The 18,150-nt window shown below is 73.3% G+C and carries 10 protein-coding genes; 8 read left to right on the forward strand and 2 right to left on the reverse strand.

Translation table 11 applies throughout. The features are described from left to right. Nucleotides 1-27 precede the first annotated feature (27 nt). From AB0G35_RS30435 to AB0G35_RS30455, 5 genes are all read left to right on the forward strand, one after another. Nucleotides 28-3,981 carry an FHA domain-containing protein gene (locus tag AB0G35_RS30435; RefSeq protein WP_360956181.1) on the forward strand — a complete coding sequence of 1,318 codons (3,954 nt, stop codon included), beginning with the start codon at nucleotides 28-30 and terminating at the stop codon, nucleotides 3,979-3,981. A gap of 957 nt (nucleotides 3,982-4,938) precedes the next feature. After that, on the forward strand, nucleotides 4,939-6,294 hold the full coding sequence (locus AB0G35_RS30440) for an ABC transporter substrate-binding protein (RefSeq protein ID WP_360956151.1): 1,356 nt from the start codon (nucleotides 4,939-4,941) through the stop codon (nucleotides 6,292-6,294). A 244-nt stretch (nucleotides 6,295-6,538) separates the two neighbouring features. Further along, the gene (locus tag AB0G35_RS30445) at nucleotides 6,539-7,885 is read left to right on the forward strand and encodes a sugar ABC transporter permease (protein WP_360956183.1); all 1,347 of its coding nucleotides are present in this window, start codon (nucleotides 6,539-6,541) and stop codon (nucleotides 7,883-7,885) included. After that, nucleotides 7,882-8,808, forward strand: coding sequence for a carbohydrate ABC transporter permease (locus AB0G35_RS30450; RefSeq protein WP_360956153.1), 927 nt, complete (start codon nucleotides 7,882-7,884; stop codon nucleotides 8,806-8,808). The genes AB0G35_RS30445 and AB0G35_RS30450 overlap by 4 nt, the downstream gene beginning before the upstream one ends. 400 nt (nucleotides 8,809-9,208) lie before the next feature. Next, on the forward strand, nucleotides 9,209-10,177 hold the full coding sequence (locus tag AB0G35_RS30455; RefSeq protein WP_360956155.1) for a class I SAM-dependent methyltransferase: 969 nt from the start codon (nucleotides 9,209-9,211) through the stop codon (nucleotides 10,175-10,177). A gap of 134 nt (nucleotides 10,178-10,311) precedes the next feature. Here AB0G35_RS30455 and AB0G35_RS30460 read toward each other — a convergent pair whose 3' ends face one another. Beyond that, a complete protein-coding gene (locus tag AB0G35_RS30460) occupies nucleotides 10,312-10,998 on the reverse strand; it encodes a class I SAM-dependent methyltransferase (protein ID WP_360956157.1) in 687 nt (228 codons plus the stop codon). Nucleotides 10,999-11,300: 302 nt separating this feature from the next. Here AB0G35_RS30460 and AB0G35_RS30465 point away from each other — a divergent pair, with 302 nt between their 5' ends. The 3 genes from AB0G35_RS30465 (at nucleotide 11,301) to galE (ending at nucleotide 17,797) form a co-directional block, all read left to right on the forward strand. Next, nucleotides 11,301-14,852, forward strand: coding sequence for a CDP-glycerol glycerophosphotransferase family protein (locus tag AB0G35_RS30465; RefSeq protein WP_360956159.1), 3,552 nt, complete (start codon nucleotides 11,301-11,303; stop codon nucleotides 14,850-14,852). A 272-nt stretch (nucleotides 14,853-15,124) separates the two neighbouring features. After that, nucleotides 15,125-16,777 carry a glycosyltransferase family 2 protein gene (locus AB0G35_RS30470; RefSeq protein WP_360956161.1) on the forward strand — a complete coding sequence of 551 codons (1,653 nt, stop codon included), beginning with the start codon at nucleotides 15,125-15,127 and terminating at the stop codon, nucleotides 16,775-16,777. A gap of 42 nt (nucleotides 16,778-16,819) precedes the next feature. Continuing rightward, the gene (galE, locus tag AB0G35_RS30475) at nucleotides 16,820-17,797 is read left to right on the forward strand and encodes a UDP-glucose 4-epimerase GalE (RefSeq protein ID WP_360956163.1); all 978 of its coding nucleotides are present in this window, start codon (nucleotides 16,820-16,822) and stop codon (nucleotides 17,795-17,797) included. Nucleotides 17,798-17,840: 43 nt separating this feature from the next. Here the strand turns inward: galE and AB0G35_RS30480 are convergent, their stop codons facing one another. Continuing rightward, on the reverse strand, nucleotides 17,841-18,119 hold the full coding sequence (locus AB0G35_RS30480) for a DUF1876 domain-containing protein (protein WP_030416676.1): 279 nt from the start codon (nucleotides 18,117-18,119) through the stop codon (nucleotides 17,841-17,843). Nucleotides 18,120-18,150: the final 31 nt, after the last annotated feature.

The following is an 18,150-nucleotide window of genomic DNA, read 5'->3' on the forward strand; positions in this document are numbered from 1 at the left end:
CCCCGGCAGAAGGGACCGTTGACGGCGATGCAGATCCGGCTGACCGTCCTCGGGCCGCGCAGCGGCCCCACCACACGGGCCTGCGACGTGCTCGTGACGGCCCCCGCCGGGACCGCCCTGGCGGCGGTGGCCGGCTCCCTCGCGGCCTCCGTCGCGGGCCCGGGCCCGGGCGCGGAATCCGGCGCCGGCGGCGGCAGCGGCCCGGTCGTGCTCTACGCCGGCACCGAACGCCTCGACCCGCAGCGCACCGCGATCGGCGAACCGCCCCTGATCGACGGCGCGGTGCTCTCCCTCCAGGGCCCCGGACCGGCCCCGGCCCACGGCCTGCCGCACGGCACCGCCCGGCTGCGCGTCATCTCCGGACCCGACGCCGGCGGCGTCCACCTGCTGCACGGCGGCCAGATCCGCATCGGCCGCTCCGCCGACGCCGACGTCCCCCTCGACGACCCGGACGTCTCCCGCCTGCACTGCGCCGTGACCGTCGAACCCGACGGCTCGGTGCACGTCGCCGACCTGCGCTCCACGAACGGCACCGCCGTCGACGGCACCGCCCTCGGCGACCTGCCCGCCCCCCTGCCGCCCGGCGCCCTGCTGCGCATCGGCGAATCCACCCTGCGCCTGCAGTCCGCCCCCACCACCCCGGACCCCGCCCTGGAGACCACCCCCGACGGCGAGGGCCAACTGCGCATCGCCACGGGCGCGGGAGGCGGGTATGCGAGGGCCGGTGAGGACGGCGGGCGCGAGACGGGCGACGGGAGTGGCCGGGCCGAGGTGAGTGGGGCGCCCGGGGCGGCTCATGTGACTGAGGGGCCGGGTGCGGGTCCGCTCGGAGCACCGGCGTCGGGACCGGCAGCGGCACCGGGACCGGCAGCGGCACCGGGACCGGCAGCGGGGCCGAGATCGACATCGGGGCCGGCTTCCGGATATGCCTCCTATGCCCCGGCGAGGGCCACGGGAGCCTCAGCCCCCGTACCGCCTCCCCGCACCGCCTGGTCACCGGACCCGGACGGCCGGCGCGATACCCCCTTGCGCGGTACCCCGGCCGGCCCGCCCCAGCCCGATGCCGCCACGGCCCATGGCCTGGGACACGGAACGGGCCTGGGCGCCATAACGACAGCCGGAGCTGGAGCCGGAGCCGGCATGCGCGAGCATCCGGACCACGAGCATCCGCTCCACCGCTACCCGGACCACGCCCCGGCCGGCGGGCAGGACCGTACCCACGGCGAGAACCCCGCGCAGGGCGAGGACCGTACCCGCGGCGAGCACCGTACGCAGGGCGAGGACCGTACGCACGGTGGGCAGCAGATCCTGGCGCCCGCCGAGGACGCCGCCGCGGCGGAGGAGGCAGCGCGCTACGGTGCCGCGCCCCGCAGAGTCGGCCGCCGCGGCGGGATCGGCGCCTGGGCGCGCCGGTTGACCGGCGGCCGGCCCGCCGGAGAACGGCCCTACGACGACCTCCCGGCGTCCGGCCTCCCGTCATCGGTCCTTCCGGCATCGGCCCTCCCGTCCTCGGGCCTTCCGTCATCCGGTGCACCGCAGACCTCCCCCGCCGCGTCCCCCGGTGACGGAGCGATGGCCCCGGCCGCCTCCGGAACCGCCCCGGACGAACGGTGGCCGGATGCCGCCGCCCTCCTGCTCACCGCGCTGGGCCCGGGCCCACGGCTCTGGGAGCGCGGCCCGCACCACCCCGACACCCTCACCGTCCGCCTGGGCACCACCTGCCGCGACGGCGGCCGCACCGCCCTGCCCGTCACGGTCGGCCTGCGCCGGGCCGGTTCCCTCGGCCTGGCCGGACCGCGGGCCCGCCTCGCCGGACTCGCCCGTTCCGCGATCGCCCAGCTCGCCGCCCTGCACTCCCCCGCCACCCTGGACATCGTGCTGATCAGCACCGACCGGGCGCGCCCCACCGAAGAACGGATCGCGGACTGGTCCTGGCTCGGCTGGCTGCCACACCTCCGCCCCGCCCACGGCCAGGACTGCCGGCTGCTGCTCGCCCACGACAAGGAACAGGCCACCGCCCGCACCGCCGAACTCGTGCGCCGGCTCGACGACTGCCCGCTCGGCCCCGGCTGGGCCAGCGCCGAACGCGCCGAGATCGCCCTCGCCGCCGCCCGCCACCAGGGGCCGTTCACCCTCCTGATCGTCGACGGCGACCCCGGCTCGTCCGCACTGCGCGAGACCACCGCCCGGCTGGCCACGGCCGGCGCGGCGGCCGGCGTCCATCTGCTCTGCCTGGCCGAAACCCCGGCCGCCTCCCCCGCCTTCCCGCTGGCCGCCACGTACGAGGCGGCCAGGGCCGCGTCGCCCGCCTTCGGGGAGTGCGGCGCGGTGGCCGTCCTCAGCGGCGACGTCGCCACCGCGGTGCGCGTCGTCCAGCCGGGTTCCGGCCCGAACGGCACGATCGCCACGGTCGACGCGGTCTCCGCCGCCTGGGCCGAGCGGTTCGCCCGGGCCCTGGCACCCCTGCGCGAGGCCGAGTCCACGACCGGCGGCGGACGTACGGCACCCCGCGCTGCCGTCCCCCTGCCCACGACCGCCCGGCTCCTGGACGAACTCGGGCTGGCCCGCGCCACCCCCGCCTCCCTGATGGCCCGCTGGGCCGCCACCCTGGACACCGACCGGCCCGGCGCCACCGCCGTCCTGGGGGCCGGACCGCACGGACCGGTGTGCGCCGACCTGGCCGCCGAGGGCGCCCCCCTCCTCGTCCAGGGCCCGGCCGCCGGCGGCAAAACCGAACTGCTCCGGTCCCTGGCGGCCTCCCTCGCCGCCGCCGACCGCCCCGACCTGCTGTCCTTGGTGCTGGTGGACGGCGGTGGCGCCGACCGCGGCGAGGGACTGCGGGTGTGTACCGACCTGCCGCACGTCACGACGTACCTCGCCGCCTCCGACCCGGTCCGCATGCGCGCGTTCGCCCAGGCCCTCTCCTCCGAACTCAAGCGCCGCACCGAAATACTGTCCGGCACCCCCTTCACCGAATGGCGCACCAAACACCTCCCGGCACCCCGTGTCATCAGCCCCCGCCGCGCCCCCGAAGGCCGCACGCCGGACGGCCGCACCCCCGAGGGCCGCACAACGGCGAACCGCCACACGCCGGACGGCCGCATGGGCGAGGCCGGCCGCATGAGCGCGGCGGGCTCCGAAGCCGGCAGCGACGCCAGCTCCACCCCGTCCACCCCGCCCGGGACCGGCGACTACACACCGTACGGAAATCATCACGGAGAGCAGGAACTAATCACGCTCCGTAATCGTTGCCGTAACGAAGGAGGCGGCACAGCGGCGGCGGACCCGTCCGACACAGGCACACTGCCGAGCACGGGCACCCTCCGCCTCCGCCCCCACCACACCTCCCCATCCCCTGCCACAGCCACCCCCGAACACCCGACCAACCCGCACGCCGGCCTCCACGCCAACCCCGACCCCGCAACCACCCCCGCCACTTCCATCTCCCCGCCCGACCCCACGGCCCCGATGCCGCGCCTCTTCATCCTGGTCGACGACTTCGACGCACTGGTCGCCCCGGCACTCGGCAGCCCCGGCCGTCCGGCCGCCGGCTCCGTGGTGCGCGCGCTGGAGGCGGTGGCTCGGGACGGGGCCGCGCTCGGCGTCCACCTCATAGCCGCGACGAGCCACCCGGACCGTACGGCCGACACCGCCACCAGCGAACTCGCCACCCTGCGCGTCGAATTGGGCGTGGCCGACGACACGTCCGAGCCCGCCCCGGTCGGCCGCGGGCGGCTCCACCGGGCGGCGGACGGCTCCGCCACGCCGTTCCAGGCCGGCCGGGTGACCGGCCGGATACCCCGTACCTCCACGCTCCGGCCGACGGTCGTCCCGCTGGAATGGCAGCGGATGGGCGACCCGCCGGCCCGCCGCCCGCTACGCGAACTCGGCAACGGCCCGACGGATCTCGCCCTACTCGCCAGCGCGCTGCAACGCGCCGCCCAGTCCTCGGGAGCGCAGCCCCCGGCACCGCTCGTGTGAGCGTTTGAGGGGAGTTTCAGGACAGGCGGGGCGGATTCGGCCGGCCGACGGGGCGCACTGCTGGGGCGCACCGCTAGTGCGGCTGTGCCGCCCGGGCTAGGTGGGCGCTCCTTGGGGTGGCCCCTGGGGTCGAGGGGTGGGTCTAGGGGTTGCGCTCCTTGAGGGGGCTGGGTGGGGTTTGGGGTGGCCGTAACAGCACCATTACGAAAGGTGAGTTGGGGCTGGACGCGGTATTGCGGAGCCCGGGGGCGGGGCGTAGACCAGATCTGTCGCACAGCGTGCGGACAGCGTGCATGGCTGGGCACGGACTGAGGCAGTACGGGGCGGGCGGTACGCGATAGCCGCGTGACGGCGGCGCACCGCCGCGTCAGGTTGCCGACCCCGAGCCGAGCCAAGTCGAGCCGCACGGAGAACCGGGCACGGGGCACCGGGAACGGAGCACCGGGAGCGGCAGGAACCACGGTTTTTCGCACCACGGGCGCTCGCTTCAACCGATCTCAGGGCGCGAGACGCGGCGCACGGGGCACGGGGCACAGCGCACGACACGGGATACGGGACACACAGGGCATACGGGGCGCAGAGTGCCGGGGTTGCTGGGTGATCGAACCACCGCGCATTGCGTCAGGGGACCACGGTCCGGGGGCACGGCCAGGGGAACACGGCCAAGAGACCACGGGCAGGAGACCACGGGCCGCTTAAGCCGGCGAACCGGGTAGCACCACGCACCACCAAGCACCGCGCACGAGCACCAAGCACGAAGCGCCGAGCACCAAGCACCGAGCACCACGCATTACGGCCACAAACGCACCGGGCGGGACGTGTCACTGCGTGTGGTCGACGTCGCGTCAGCAGGCTGCGGTGACGCGGTGAGCAAGCGGTGAGCAACAGGGCAGCGCTGGTTGAGGAGTCGGTGAGGAATTCGTGAGGAATTGGGGGTTTGGGATGAGGGGTCGAGGGATGGGTTGGCTGCGGCGGCGGGGAGCGGCCGGGGTTGTGGTGGGGGTGGTGCTGGCGGTGGGGGTGGCCGGCTGTGGGAGTGGGGACAGTGGGGGGAAGAAGGATGGCGGGGGGAAGGGGGGTGCGGCGGTCACGGTGCGGTTGCCCAAGTTGACGGGGCAGCGGCTGCAGGTGACTGCGGTGTGGACGGGGGCGGAGCGGGAGAACTTCGTCAAGGTGCTGGACGAGTTCGCCAAGCGCACCGGGGCGAAGGTGGATTTCGTGCCGAGCGGCGATGACATGGCCGGTTTCATCGGGTCGAAGATTGCCGGGGGTGGGCCGCCGGATGTGGCGATGCTGCAGCAGGTCGGGGTGCTCAACGAGTTCGCCGGGAAGGGCTGGTTGAAGCCGCTGGGGCCGGAGGCCAAGGCGCAGTTGGCGAAGAATTACGGCAAGGGGTGGCGGGACCTCGGGGCGCACAAGGGCACCGCGTACGGGGTGTATTTCAAGGCGAGTAACAAGTCGCTGGTGTGGTACAACGCGGCGGCGTTCGGGAATGCCGGGGTGAAGGAGCCGAAGACCTGGGCGGAGTTCCTGAAGGCGGCGCGGACGATTTCCGAGTCGGGGGTGGAGCCGGTCTCGGTGGGCGGGTCGGACGGCTGGACGCTGACCGACTGGTTCGAGAACATCTATCTTTCGCAGGCCGGTCCGGAGAAGTACGACCGACTGGCGCAGCATCGGATCAGGTGGACGGATGCCTCGGTGCAGCGGGCGCTGTCCACGCTCGGCCAGCTTTTCGGGCGTAAGGATCTGCTGGCGGGCGGTAATGCGGGGGCGTTGCAGACGGACTTCCCGACGTCGGTGACGCAGACGTTCAGTGGCGGTGACGCGCCGAAGGCGGCGATGGTGTCGTCGGCGGATTTCGCGGCGGCGAATATCGCGCAGACGAAGGCGAAGATCGGTACGGACGCCAAGGTTTTCCCTTTCCCGGCGGTGGGTGCGAAGTCGCCGGTGGTGACGGGTGGGGATGTGGCGGTGGCGCTGAAGGGCGGTAAGGCGGCGCAGGCGCTGCTGACGTTCCTGGCGTCGACGGATGCGGCGCGGATCTGGGCGCAGGCGGGTGGGTTCATTTCGCCCAACAAGGGGCTCGACCGGGCGGCGTACGGGGATGCGGTGATGCGCAGGATCGCGGAGGCGCTGATCGCGGCCGGTGATGATTTCCGCTTCGACATGTCGGATCAGGCGCCGGCTTCGTTCGGCGGGAAGCCGGGTCAGGGTGAGTGGAAGGACTTGCAGGACTTCCTGAAGAACCCGAAGGACGTGGCGGGGACGCAGGCGCGGCTGGAGCGGGACGCGGTCAAGTCGTTCGGTGGGTGAGGGAATGGGGCCGGTTGAGTGGGGCGGACCGCCAGCCGGTGGCCAGGTGGGGCGGCCCCCCAGCCGGTGACCAGTCGGCCGGTGGTAGGCCAGCCGCTCCTCCCTCTTCGTCTGTGCGCTCTTTTCCCAGGCCCCGGCCCCCCTCCCCTCCCCTCCCTCCCCTTGTCCTCTTTCCCGCGCCGTTCCTGTGCCGTTTTCTGTGCCGTTTCCGTGCCGTTTCCTTTCTTGCCGGGGGTTTCTCACGATGAGCAGCAGCAGGACCGTAGAAGGCGGCGGCAGGGCGGCGGGCGTCGGTGGTGGGCGGCGTGTGTCGGGGACGCGGCGGTGGGTGGCTGCGGTGTTTTTGTTGCCGGCGTTGGTGTTGTTGGGTGCGCTGGTGGTGTATCCCATCGGGTTTTCCGTGTACCGGAGTCTGTTCGATGCGTCCGGTGACGGGTTCGTGGGGTTGGGGAATTACGGGGAGTTGTTCGCGGACGACGGGATTCGTACCGCGTTGCGGAACAACGTGGTGTGGGTGGTGGTGGCGCCGACGGTGTCGACGGCGCTGGGGTTGATCTTCGCGGTGCTGACGGAGCGGGTGCGGTGGGGTACGGCGTTCAAGCTGGTCGTTTTCATGCCGATGGCGATTTCGATGCTGGCGGCCGGGATCATTTTCCGGCTGGTGTACGACCAGAATCCGGAGCGTGGGGTGGCCAATGCGGTGTGGGTGGGGGTGCATGACACGTTCGCGGAGCCGGCGCCGTTCCCGGGGGCGCGGCCGCGGCCGAACGGGGTGCTGCGGGCGTCGGGGGGCGGGTCGTTCAGTACGCGGTCGGTGGTGCGGGCGGGGTCGCCGGTGATGCTGCCGTTGGTGGCGGTGCAGCCGGACGATGTGCGGGGTGCGCGGCCGGCGGCGGGTGCGGTGGCGCGACCCGGGAGTGTGACGGGCACGGTGTGGCTGGACTTCACGCGGGGTGGTGGGGGTCGGCCGCAGGTGGTCGACGGGTCGGAGAAGGGTCTGGCCGGGGTGACCGTGGAGGCGGTGCGGGGCGGCCGGGTGGTGGCGTCGGCGCGGACGGCGGCGGACGGGACGTTCGTGTTGCCGGGTGGGCGGGCGGACGGGGCGCGGTTGCGGTTGCCGGCGGGGAATTTCGCGGCGGCGTACGGCGGGGTGGAGTGGTTGGGGCCGGCGTTGGTGACGCCGGCGATCATCGGGGCGTATGTGTGGATGTGGGCCGGTTTCGCGATGGTGTTGATCGCGGCGGGGCTGGCGGGGGTGCCGCGGGAGTTGTTGGAGGCGGCGCGGGTGGACGGGGCGGGTGAGTGGCAGGTGTTCCGCCGGATCACGGTGCCGTTGTTGGCGCCGGTGCTGGTGGTGGTGCTGGTGACGTTGATGATCAACGTGCTGAAGATCTTCGACCTGGTGTACATCATCGCGCCGGGGTCGAGTCTGCGGTCGGCGAATGTGCTGGCGTTGCAGTTGTTCCAGTCGTCGTTCGGGACGGATGTCGATGAGGGGCTGGGCAGTGCGATCGCGGTGTTTCTGCTGCTGCTCGTGCTGCCGGTGATGTGGGTGAATCTCCGGCGGATACGGAAGGAGCGTCGCCGATGACGGCGGTGGAGGGGGTTGCCCGGGCCGGTGGCGGGGGCGGGGGCGCGGCGGGTGCGGCGGTGGTGCGGGCGCGGCCGTCCTGGGCGGCACGGCTGGCGGCGCGGGCCGGTGGTGGGGCGGTGCGCGTGGTCCTGGTGCTGGTGGCGTTGTTCTGGTTGATGCCGTCGGTGGGGTTGTTGTTGTCGTCGTTGCGGAGTCCGCAGCGGATCGGCGAGTCGGGCTGGTGGCGGGTGTTCGCGGAGCCGGCGCAGCTGACGTCCGACAACTACGAGCGGCTGCTGTCGAACGGCAAGGTGATGGGTTCGCTGTGGACGACGGCGGAGATCACGGTGCCGGCGACGGTGTTGGTGGTGGTGATCGGGGCGCTGGCGGGTTATGCGTTCGCGTGGATGGATTTTCCGGGCCGGGACGGCTGGTTCCTGGTGGTGGTGGGGCTGCTGGTGGTGCCGGTGCAGGTGGCGCTGATTCCGGTGGCGAAGTTGTTCGGGGCGGTGGGGCTGTTCGAGACGACGGCGGGGGTGGTCCTGTTCCACACGGCGTTCGGGTTGCCGTTCGCGGTGTTCCTGTTGCGGAATTTCTTCGCGGAGATTCCGCGGGAGCTGTTGGAGGCGGCGCGGCTGGACGGGGCGGGTGAGTTGCGGCTGTTCCTGCGGGTGGTGTTGCCGTTGGGGGGTCCGGCGATCGCGTCGTTGGGGATCTTCCAGTTCCTGTGGGTGTGGAACGACATGCTGGTGGCGTTGATCTTCGCGGACAGCGGGAGTCCGCCGATCACGGTGGCGTTGCAGCAGGAGGTGCGGCAGTTCGGCAACAACATCGATGTGCTGGCGCCGGGGGCGTTCCTGTCGATGGTGGTGCCGTTGATCGTTTTCTTTGCGTTCCAGCGGCAGTTCGTATCCGGGGTGATGGCGGGCGCGGTGAAGTGAGGGGTGCGGCGGGCCGGGCCGGGGCGGGGTGTCGTGCGGCGTGGGGCGTACGGCGTACGGCGTACGGGGGTGGGTTGCGGGTCGGTCCGTTGTTATCCCGCGTTCATGTCCGTCCCCCTACGATGTCGGTCACTGCCGTGAAACGCATGGTGCGACGGGGCTCCGTCGTGGAGACTGCGTAGCGGCGCCGGCGCGTCGTCCGTGCCGGACGAGGGTGTGCCCGTCCCTGCGTGGGGCGGGGCCCGAGCGCCGCCCCCTGCCGGGGCCGGGCGTGTTCATAACTGCACACTCCGTTCCTGTTCATAACTGCACACTCCGTACGCGTCCGTATGTGTTCCGCCACATCGCTTTGCCTGTTGCATTCCGCCTACGTTCCCGACCGTCTGGAGACGGACCGCACATGACTGCCCCCACCGCAGACCAGAGTGCCGAGCAACTCCCGCGCCCTGCCCGGTTGTCCGAGGTGAAAGGCTGGTTCTTCACTGCCGATCAGTTGTTGTTCGACTGGATCCTGGCGTATCAGCAGGAGCGTTCCGAGGCGGGTGATCTGCTGGAACTGGGCGCGTACATGGGCAAGAGCGCGATATTCCTCGGTGCGCGGCTGGGCGCCGGGGAGCGCTTCACGGTCTGCGATCTCTTCGATTCGCCGGCCGAGGACGCGTCGAACTCGAAGGAGATGAAGAAGTCGTACGCGTCGTTGACGCGGCGTGCCTTCGAGGCCAACTACCTGTCGTTCCACGACGAGTTGCCGACGATCGTGCAGGGGCTGAGTTCGCTGGTCAGCGAGCACGTGGAGAAGGGGTCGGTGCGGTTCGCGCACATCGACGCGTCGCATCTGTACGAGCATGTGCACGGGGACATCCTGGCGGTGCGGGAGTTGCTGACCGGCCGGGGTGTGGTGGTGCTGGACGACTACCGCGCGGAGCACTGTCCGGGGGTGGCGGCGGCGACGTGGCAGGCGGTCGCCAATGAGGGGCTGCGGCCGATCTGCATCACGGGGACGAAGTTCTACGGCACGTGGGGTGATCCGGAGCCGTACCAGAAGGCGCTGCTGGGGTGGATCAAGGAGCGCGGTGACATCTGGCACGAGGTGCAGTACGTGAACGGCGCGCCGCTGGTGCGGTTGAGCGCGAAGGGTGCGAAGGAGCCGGTGCAGCCGGTGTCGCGGCACCGTCCGGCGCCGTCGGCGGCCAGGGCGGCCACGGCGGGTCCTGCGCTGGCGGCGGCGCCGTCCGGGCCGGTGGTGCGGCCGGTGCGGCGGGCGCCGGTGCCGACGCGGGCGACGGTGCGGAAGGTGGCGCGGGAGGTGCTGCCGCCGATCGTGGCCCGGGCGCTGGTGAAGGCCCGTAGGCGGGCGGGCGGGCGCTAGACGACCGTGGGACGAGGCCGGGGCGGGCTGCCGTAGGGGCGGCCCGCCCCGGCTTCGGCGTGTGGTGGCGGTGTTTTCCGGGTTTTCCGGCTCGCCGGGCCGGGCGGTGGGCCTGGCGCGGTAGCCGTCCTCCGCTAGCGCGGGACCTGTCCCACCAGGACGAACACGTTGGTGCGCAGCAGCATCCCGGCGGGGCGGGGCAGGGGGTGGGAGTAGGTGCGGCGGACGGTGAGGCCGGCGGTGGCGGCGAAGGCGCGCAGCAGGGTGAAGTCGGTGAAGCGGACGGGTGGGGGGCCGGCGCGGTGGCCGGCTTCCTGGGGGGTGATGAGGAGGACGCCGCCGCCGGGCCGTACGTAGGGGACGTAGGCGCGGAGGAGTTCTTCGGCCTGTTCGTCGTCGAGGTGGTGCAGGACGTGGGCGGTGAGGAGGGCGTCGAAGGCGCCGGGGCGGGCGTGGGGGCCGGCGAGGAAAGCGTCGGGGGTGTAGGCGGTCAGGCCGCGGGTGCGGCAGCGGGCGATGGCGTCGGGGTCGTGGTCGATGCCGACGCTGCCGGGGGTGCAGCCGGCGAGGGTGTCGCCGTCGCCGCAGCCGATTTCCAGGACGCGGCCGGCGCCGATGCGCCGTAGTTGCCGGCGGTAGGGGGTGCGGGTGGGCAGCAGGCGGGCGAGGCCGGGGCGGGTGGGGTCGGCGGGGAGGCGGGCGGTGGAGGCGGTGGGGGCGGTGCCGGTGGGGCGGGGGGTGCGGGTGGTGCGGGGGTCGCCGGTGGGCGGCTGGGCATCCGGGCTGTCGGTGGGGGCGGGGCTGTCGGTTCGGCCGGGCATCGGGATGCGGTCACCTTCCCTGGGACGCGGCGCGGGGGCGCCGTAACGCTGCGCGACGGGTGTACGGCTTCGGGTCTACGGCATGGGCCGGGGCGGGGTGGCCGCGGCGCGCCGACCCGGTGGGCGGAAGGTCTCCGGGCGGGCGGCGGGGCGCGGGCGCCGGCGGGGACCCGCCCGGGGGCTGGCCGGGGGCTGACCGGGGGTTGGCCCAGGGGGGCTCACCCTTTCAGCGCAGATCCGGTGACCGTGCCGCCGGTGGTGAGTTGAACGCCCACAAGAGACAGGAAGGGCGTGGTCCGTCTATGAAGCCCCGGCTCACCGTCGTCGTCCCGGTTCCCCGTGGTGCGGGGGCGGAGGGGAATCTGGAGGAGTGCCTGGCGTCGGTGGCGGCGCAGACGCTGGCGGAACTGGATGTGGTGCTGGTGGAGGGCGGGCCCGCGGGTGCGGGCCCGCCCTCTGCTGTGGCGCATGCCTGGGCGGAGCGGGATCCGCGGTTCCGGATCGTGCACGTGCCGGGTGGTGCGGGGCCGGGGTGCGGTGCGGCGCGGAACGCCGGTGCCCGGCACGCCTTTCCGCACACCGGTTATCTGGCGTTCCTGGATGCGGACGACGTGCTGCTGCCACGGGCGTACGAGGACCTGGTGGGGGTGCTGGAGAGGTCGGGGGCGGATCTGGCGACGGGCAACGTGTACCGGCTGGGTGCGGCGGGGCGGAGTCAGTCGGCGCATCATCCGGGGGGCCGGCAGACGGTGCTGGGCACGCATGTGACGGAGGATCTGACGCTGCTGGCGGATTCCTTCGCCCGGAACAAGGTGTTCCGGCGGGAGTTCTGGGACCGGCACGGTTTCGCTTTCCCCGAGGGGGAGTTGTGCCTGGACGAGGCGGTGACGGTGCCGGCGCATTTCCTGGCCGGTGCAGTGGATGTGCTGCGGGAGCACGTGTGTTACTGGCGGCTGCCGGAGGGTGCGGCGCGGCACCGGCGGCCGGATCCGCGGGGGGTGCGGGAGCGGTTCGCGGCGGTGGCGGGCATCCGGCGGTTCCTGGGTGAGGCGTCGCGGCCGCAGCTGCAGGCGTACCGACGGGACTACGACCGGTTCCAGCTGACGGACGGGCTGACGGATCTGGTGGCGGCGTTGCCGGGGGCGGCGCCGGAGACCCGGACGGCGTTCCTGGACTGTGCGCGGGATTTCCTGGCGGGGGTGGATCCGCGGGTGTTCCCTCAGCTGCCGGTGGAGCTGCGGATGCGGTGGTATCTGGTGCGGGCGGGGCGGGCGGCGGATCTGCTGGCGTTGTTGCGGCACGAGGCGCGGAATCCGGCGGGGTTCGCGGTGGCGGGGCCGCCGTTGCGGCGGCGGGCGGTGGTGCCGGTGAGTCCGCCGCTGGAGCTGCCGCTGGGGGTGACGCGGCTGGGCCGGGAGGACTTCCCGGTGTGTGCGCGGGTGCGGGAGGCGGTGTGGCGGGACGGGGTGCTGGTGCTGCGGGGGCATGCCTACGTACGGAACGTGGATGCGGCGCACCGGCACACGGTGGGGGTGCGGACGGCGGTGCTGTCGTGCGGGCGGCGGCGGATCGTGGTGCCGCTGCGGACGGTGGCGATGCCGGAGGCGACCGCGGAGTCGGGGCAGGAGCTGCACTGTTACGACTGGTCGGGGTTCGAGCTGCGGGTGGATCCGGCGCGGCTGCGGCGGGGCGGGCAGTGGGAGGAGGGGGACTGGTCGGTGGGGGTGATGCTGGCGTCGGCGAGCGGGGTGCGGTGGGCGTCGCCGGAGGCGCCGGAGTCGGGGTCGGGGGCGGCGCCGGCGGCGTGCTCGGTGGCCGACGAGGGGCCGCGGGGTGTGGTGCGGGTGACGCCGCGGTACGAGGACGGGGGGCTGCGGCTGTCGGTGGCGCGGCGTACCCGGTGGCTGGCGGGGCACCGGTCGGTGGCGGCCGGTGCGCTGGACGTGGCGGTGCGGGCGCCGGGGCCGGTGCCGTCGGGGCTGCGGCTGACGCATCAGGGGACGGGCACGGTGGTGTCGTTCCCGGTGGGGGCGGAGCCCGCGGAGGGGGGTGAGGTGACGTTCCGGGTGCTGGTGGAGGCGGTGGCGGCGGCGCGTCCGCCGCGGGACGGGGCGCCGTCGCTGATTCCGCCGGCGCATACGGAGAGCTGGCTGGCGGAGCTGGTGCTGCCGGACGGCGGGACGGACCGGGTGGCATGTGATCCGGCGCTGGAACCGGTGGCGTATCCGTTGCCGCACGGCCGGGAGCTGGTGGTGGCGGCCACGCCGGCGGGGGATCTGGTGCTGCACGACCGGACGCCGCAGCCGTACGCGGACCGGGTGCTGTGGCGGTCGGACGGGACGCTGCTGGTGGCGGGCGGTCTGCCGGCGGCGGCGCCGCATGCGACGGAGCTGGTGCTCAAGCACGCGGTGCATGCGGCGGAGCTGACGTTCCCGGTGACGCATGACGAGGGCCGGTTCCACGGGCGGCTGCCGCTGGGGGCGTTGCCGTCGCTGGCCGGCCCGGTGCCGCTGCGGGAGGGTGGCTGGTCGCTGCATCTGCGGGAGCGGGGGGCGGCGGCCTCGCCGCTGGACGCGCCGGTGCGGGTGGCGCCGCGGGTGCTGGACGGGCTGCCGGCGTCGTGCACGGTCCGCGGGAAGCCGCTGGTGGTGGACCGGCAGCGGGGGGACGAGGTGCTGGTGGTGGCGGGTCCGGCGGTGCCGGCCGCGGACCGGGGCCCGTACCGGCGGCGGCTGCTGAGGGAGCAGCACTATGTGCTGCACCGTTCGCGTCCGCTGCGGGACACGGTGCTGTACAGCAGTTTCGGTGGCCGGTCGTACGGGGATTCGCCGCGGGCGGTGCACGAGGAGCTGGTGCGCCGGGGGATGGACGTGGAGCATCTGTGGGCGGTGCGGGACGCGCAGACGGCGGTGCCGGCGACGGCGCGGGCGGTGGTGGTGGGCAGCGCGGAGTGGCACGGGGCGCTGGCGCACAGCCGCTGGGTGGTGACGAACACGCATCTGCCGTGGTGGTTCACGCGGCGGGGCGGTCAGCGGATCGTGCAGACGTGGCACGGGACGCCGTTGAAGCGGATCGGGGCGGATCTGGCGGGGACGCTGTGCGCGGGGCTGGCGCATCTGGCGCCGCGGCCGCGGGTGAGCCGGCAGTGGAGCGTGCTGCTGTCGCCGAACGGGCACAGCACTCCGGTGCTGCGGTCGGCGCTGGGGTATTCGGGGCGGCTGCTGGAGACGGGGCTGCCGCGGACCGATGTGCTGTTCGCGGCGGACCGGGAGCTGCGGGCGGCGGCGGTACGGGAGCGGCTGGGGCTGGAGCCGGGCCGGAGGGTGGTGCTGTATGCGCCGACGCCGCGGGACGACGTGGCGTACGACGCGCGGCATCACCGGTTGGATCTGCCGTTGGACGTCGATCTGGCGCGGCGGGAGCTGGGGGACGGGCATGTGCTGCTGGTGCGGGGGCATCCGCTGGTCGCGGACCGGCTGCCGGGGCATCATGCGCCGTTCGCGGTGGACGTGTCGGCGTATCCGGACGCGATGGAGTTGCTGCTGGTGGCGGATGTGCTGGTGACGGACTATTCGTCGCTGGCGGTGGATTTCGCGAACACCGGCCGGCCGATGGTGTTCCTGACGCCGGATCTGGCGCATTACCGGGATGCGCTGCGGGGGTTCACACTGGATTTCGAGGCGCGGGTGCCGGGGCCGTTGCTGTCGTCGACGGGTGAGCTGGTCGAGGCGCTGGGGGATCTTCGGGCGGTGGCGGCGGAGAGCGCGGAGGCGTATGCGGATTTCCGTGCGGTGTTCTGCCACCGGGACGACGGCGGTGCGGCGGGGCGGGTCGCGGACGTGATGGAGCGGTGAGGGTTGCCGGTCCGCGGCAAGGTGATCGTGCGCGGATCGGCATCGCACGCCATTCGCGTCGTTACAGCATGTGCAGGGGTCCGCGGCGGACTGTCGGGGCCTTGCGCACCCGAGCCCGGTGCTCTGCCCGGTCACGAGACGGCAATACGGCGGAAAAGCGGGGCGAGGAGTGCAACCGCTCGGCGGGTTTCGCCCTCTGACCCATCGGATATGGGTTCGGACCCCGCTCGCGCCAAGAGACGCTGTCGACACGAAATGTAGATGTAGTGACTGTGAAAGAAGCCCCTGAGCCGCTGCCGGGGCCCACCATCACGCCCTCCCCGCAGGTCAGCATCGTCGTGATCGCGTTCAACGATGCCGCGCATGTCGGTGATGCGGTGCGTTCCGCGCTCGCTCAGGAGGCTTTCGGTGACACGGTCACCGAGGTGATCGCGGTGAACGACGCCTCCACCGACGGCACCGGAGCCGCCCTGGACGAGCTGGCCCGTACCGAGCCGCGGCTGCGGGTGATCCACCGCAGTGCGAACAGCGGTGGCTGCGGCACGCCGCGCAACGAGGGTCTGGGGGCCGCGACCGGCCGGTTCGTGATGTTCCTGGACAGTGATGACGTGCTGCCGCCGGGTGCGGTGCGGGCGCTGCTGTCGGCGGCGCTGCGGCATGACGCGCCGGTGGTGTCGGGGGCGTGCGTGCGGCGGGAGTTGCCGGCGCGGCGGGACGTGCCGTGGCAGCCGGGGCTGTACCGGGAGGCGGCGGTGCACGAGTCGGCGGAGGCCAGTCCGCAGCTGGTGCGGGACACGCTGTGTGTGAACAAGCTGTACGAGCGGGAGTTCCTGGCGAAGCACGCGATCGCGTTTCCCGAGGGCCGGTTCACGTACGAGGACTTCGTGTTCACCGCGCAGGTGCTGGCGGCGGCGCCGCGGATCGCGACGGTGCCGGAGCGTGTCTACGTCTGGCATGTGCGCCGGTCGGCGGCGCGGCAGTCGATCTCGCTGAACCGCAAGGACGTCGCCAACTGGGAGGCGCGGATCGCGGCGCACCGGGCGAGTGTGGAGATCTTCCGTCAGGCGGGGTCGCCGGTGCTGGCGCAGGCGGCGGCCACCAAGTTCCTCGACCATGACCTGCGGATGTACGCGCGGGAGCTGCACACCCGCGGGGCGGACTACCGGGCGGAGTGGTGGCGGCTGACCCGGGAGTACCTGGAGGGTTTCGACGAGGCGGCGCTGCGGGCGGCGCGGGCGCCGTCGCGGTGGCTGGCGCGGGTGGTGCTGGCGTCGCCGGCGCCGCGGGACCTGGACCGGATCACGCAGCTGGCGAGCCGTCCGGGGCGGCTGCTGCCGCCGTACGCGGAGGCCGACGGGCGGGCGGTGTGGTCGGCGGACCTGCCCGAGGTGGAGCTGGACGCGCTGGGGACGAAGCCGATAAGCCGGCTGCCGGTGACGATCGACGCGGAGCCGTCGGTGGGCGGCCGCAGTGTGCTGCGGCTGCGGGTGCACGACATGTACGGGCGGCTGGCGGCGGCGGGGCCGGAGAGCATCGATGTGGAGCTGCTGCGGCGGCGGGACGACCGGCGGGGCCCGGTGCACACCGCGGCCCTGACCCGGGCGGGCGCGCCGGGCGGTGCGGCGGCGGTGTGCTGGACGGCGGAGGTGGTGCTGGATCTGGAGGCGCTGACCGAGCGGGGCGGCAAGGCGGCGGATCCGGAGCCGTGGGACCTGATGGCGCAGGTCAGCTGTGCCGACGGGGCGGGTTTCCGGGCCGCGCTGCGGGCGACCGGGCCGGGGCTGCGGCGGCGGGTGCTGCCGAGCCGGCGGCATGCGGTGCTGCTGGTGCAGCCGTATGCGACGACGGGCGGTGCGCTGTCGCTGCGGGTGGCGTCGGGGCTGCGCAGCGTCTGGCGGATAGCGGCGCGCCGGCTGCGCCGCTGACCTTCCCGTTGTCCGGCTTCTTCCCCTCCTAGGATGGGCATCATGTCTTACTTGATCACGGGTGGTGCCGGTTACATCGGTTCCCATGTCGTACGGGCCCTGCGGCAGGCGGGCGAGCGGGTCGTCGTGCTGGACGACCTGACGACGGGCGTGGCCGCCCGGATCCCCGAGGACGTGCCGCTGGTCGTCGGCTCGACGCTCAACCGTGCGCTGCTGGACGCGACGCTCGCGGAGCACCAGGTGACCGATGTGGTGCATCTGGCGGCGAAGAAGCAGGTCGGCGAGTCCGTCGACATGCCGCTGCTGTACTACCGGGAGAACGTGCACGGGCTGCAGACGCTGCTGGAGGCGATGGCGGCGGGCGGGGTGGGCCGGCTGGTGTTCTCGTCGTCGGCGGCGGTCTACGGCATGCCGGACGTGGAGCTGGTGACGGAGGACACGCCGTGCGTGCCGATCAACCCGTATGGGGAGACGAAGCTGGTCGGGGAGTGGATGGCGCGGGCGGCGGGGAAGGCGCACGGTATTTCCACGGCCTGTCTGCGGTACTTCAACGTGGCCGGTGCGGCCGCCCCGGAGCTGGCCGACACGGGGGTCTTCAACATCGTGCCGATGGTGTTCGAGCGGCTGACGGCGGGTGCCGCGCCGCGGATCTTCGGTGACGACTACGACACGCCGGACGGCACCTGCATCCGCGACTACATCCATGTCGCCGATCTCGCCGAGGCGCATGTCGCGGCGGCCCGGAAGCTCGCCGGGCCGGGCCCGGTGCGGGACCTGACGTTGAACATCGGGCGCGGCGAGGGCGTTTCGGTGCGCGAGATGATCGGTCTGATCGCGGAGGTCACCGGGTACGAGGACGTGACGCCCGAGGTGACGCCGCGCCGGGCGGGTGACCCGGCGCGGGTGGTGGCGGCCGCCGACCGGATCGCCGCGGAGCTGGGCTGGAAGGCCCGGCACGACGTCCGCGACATGGTCACGTCGGCGTGGGCGGGCTGGCGGCACCACCACCCGGGGGCCTGACCGCCGGCCGGCGGGCGCCGGGGGCGGGGCGGGCCGCCGGGGGTCAGCGGGTCGTCAGCGGGTACGACGTCCGCCCGGACGCCTCGTCGATCTCGTCGTGGGCCTTGGTCAGCAGTTTCATCGCCAGGTCGTTGAGCGCCCTGGCGCCGGCGACCTCTTCGCCGACCCGTGGCTGGTTGGAGTCGGCTGGGTGGCGGCTGGCGTACCCGTGGGACCGGACTTCGGTGCCGTCCGGGAGCCGCACGAGGGCGGCCGCGCGCGTGCGGTGGTTGTCCTCCTCGAATTCCAGCTCGACGTGCCATCCGACAGCTGTCTGCAGCATCACCATCACCTCCGGAACCGCTGTTACCAGA

This window comes from Streptomyces sp. NPDC021749, from assembly GCF_040640655.1.
GTDB lineage: Bacteria > Actinomycetota > Actinomycetes > Streptomycetales > Streptomycetaceae > Streptomyces.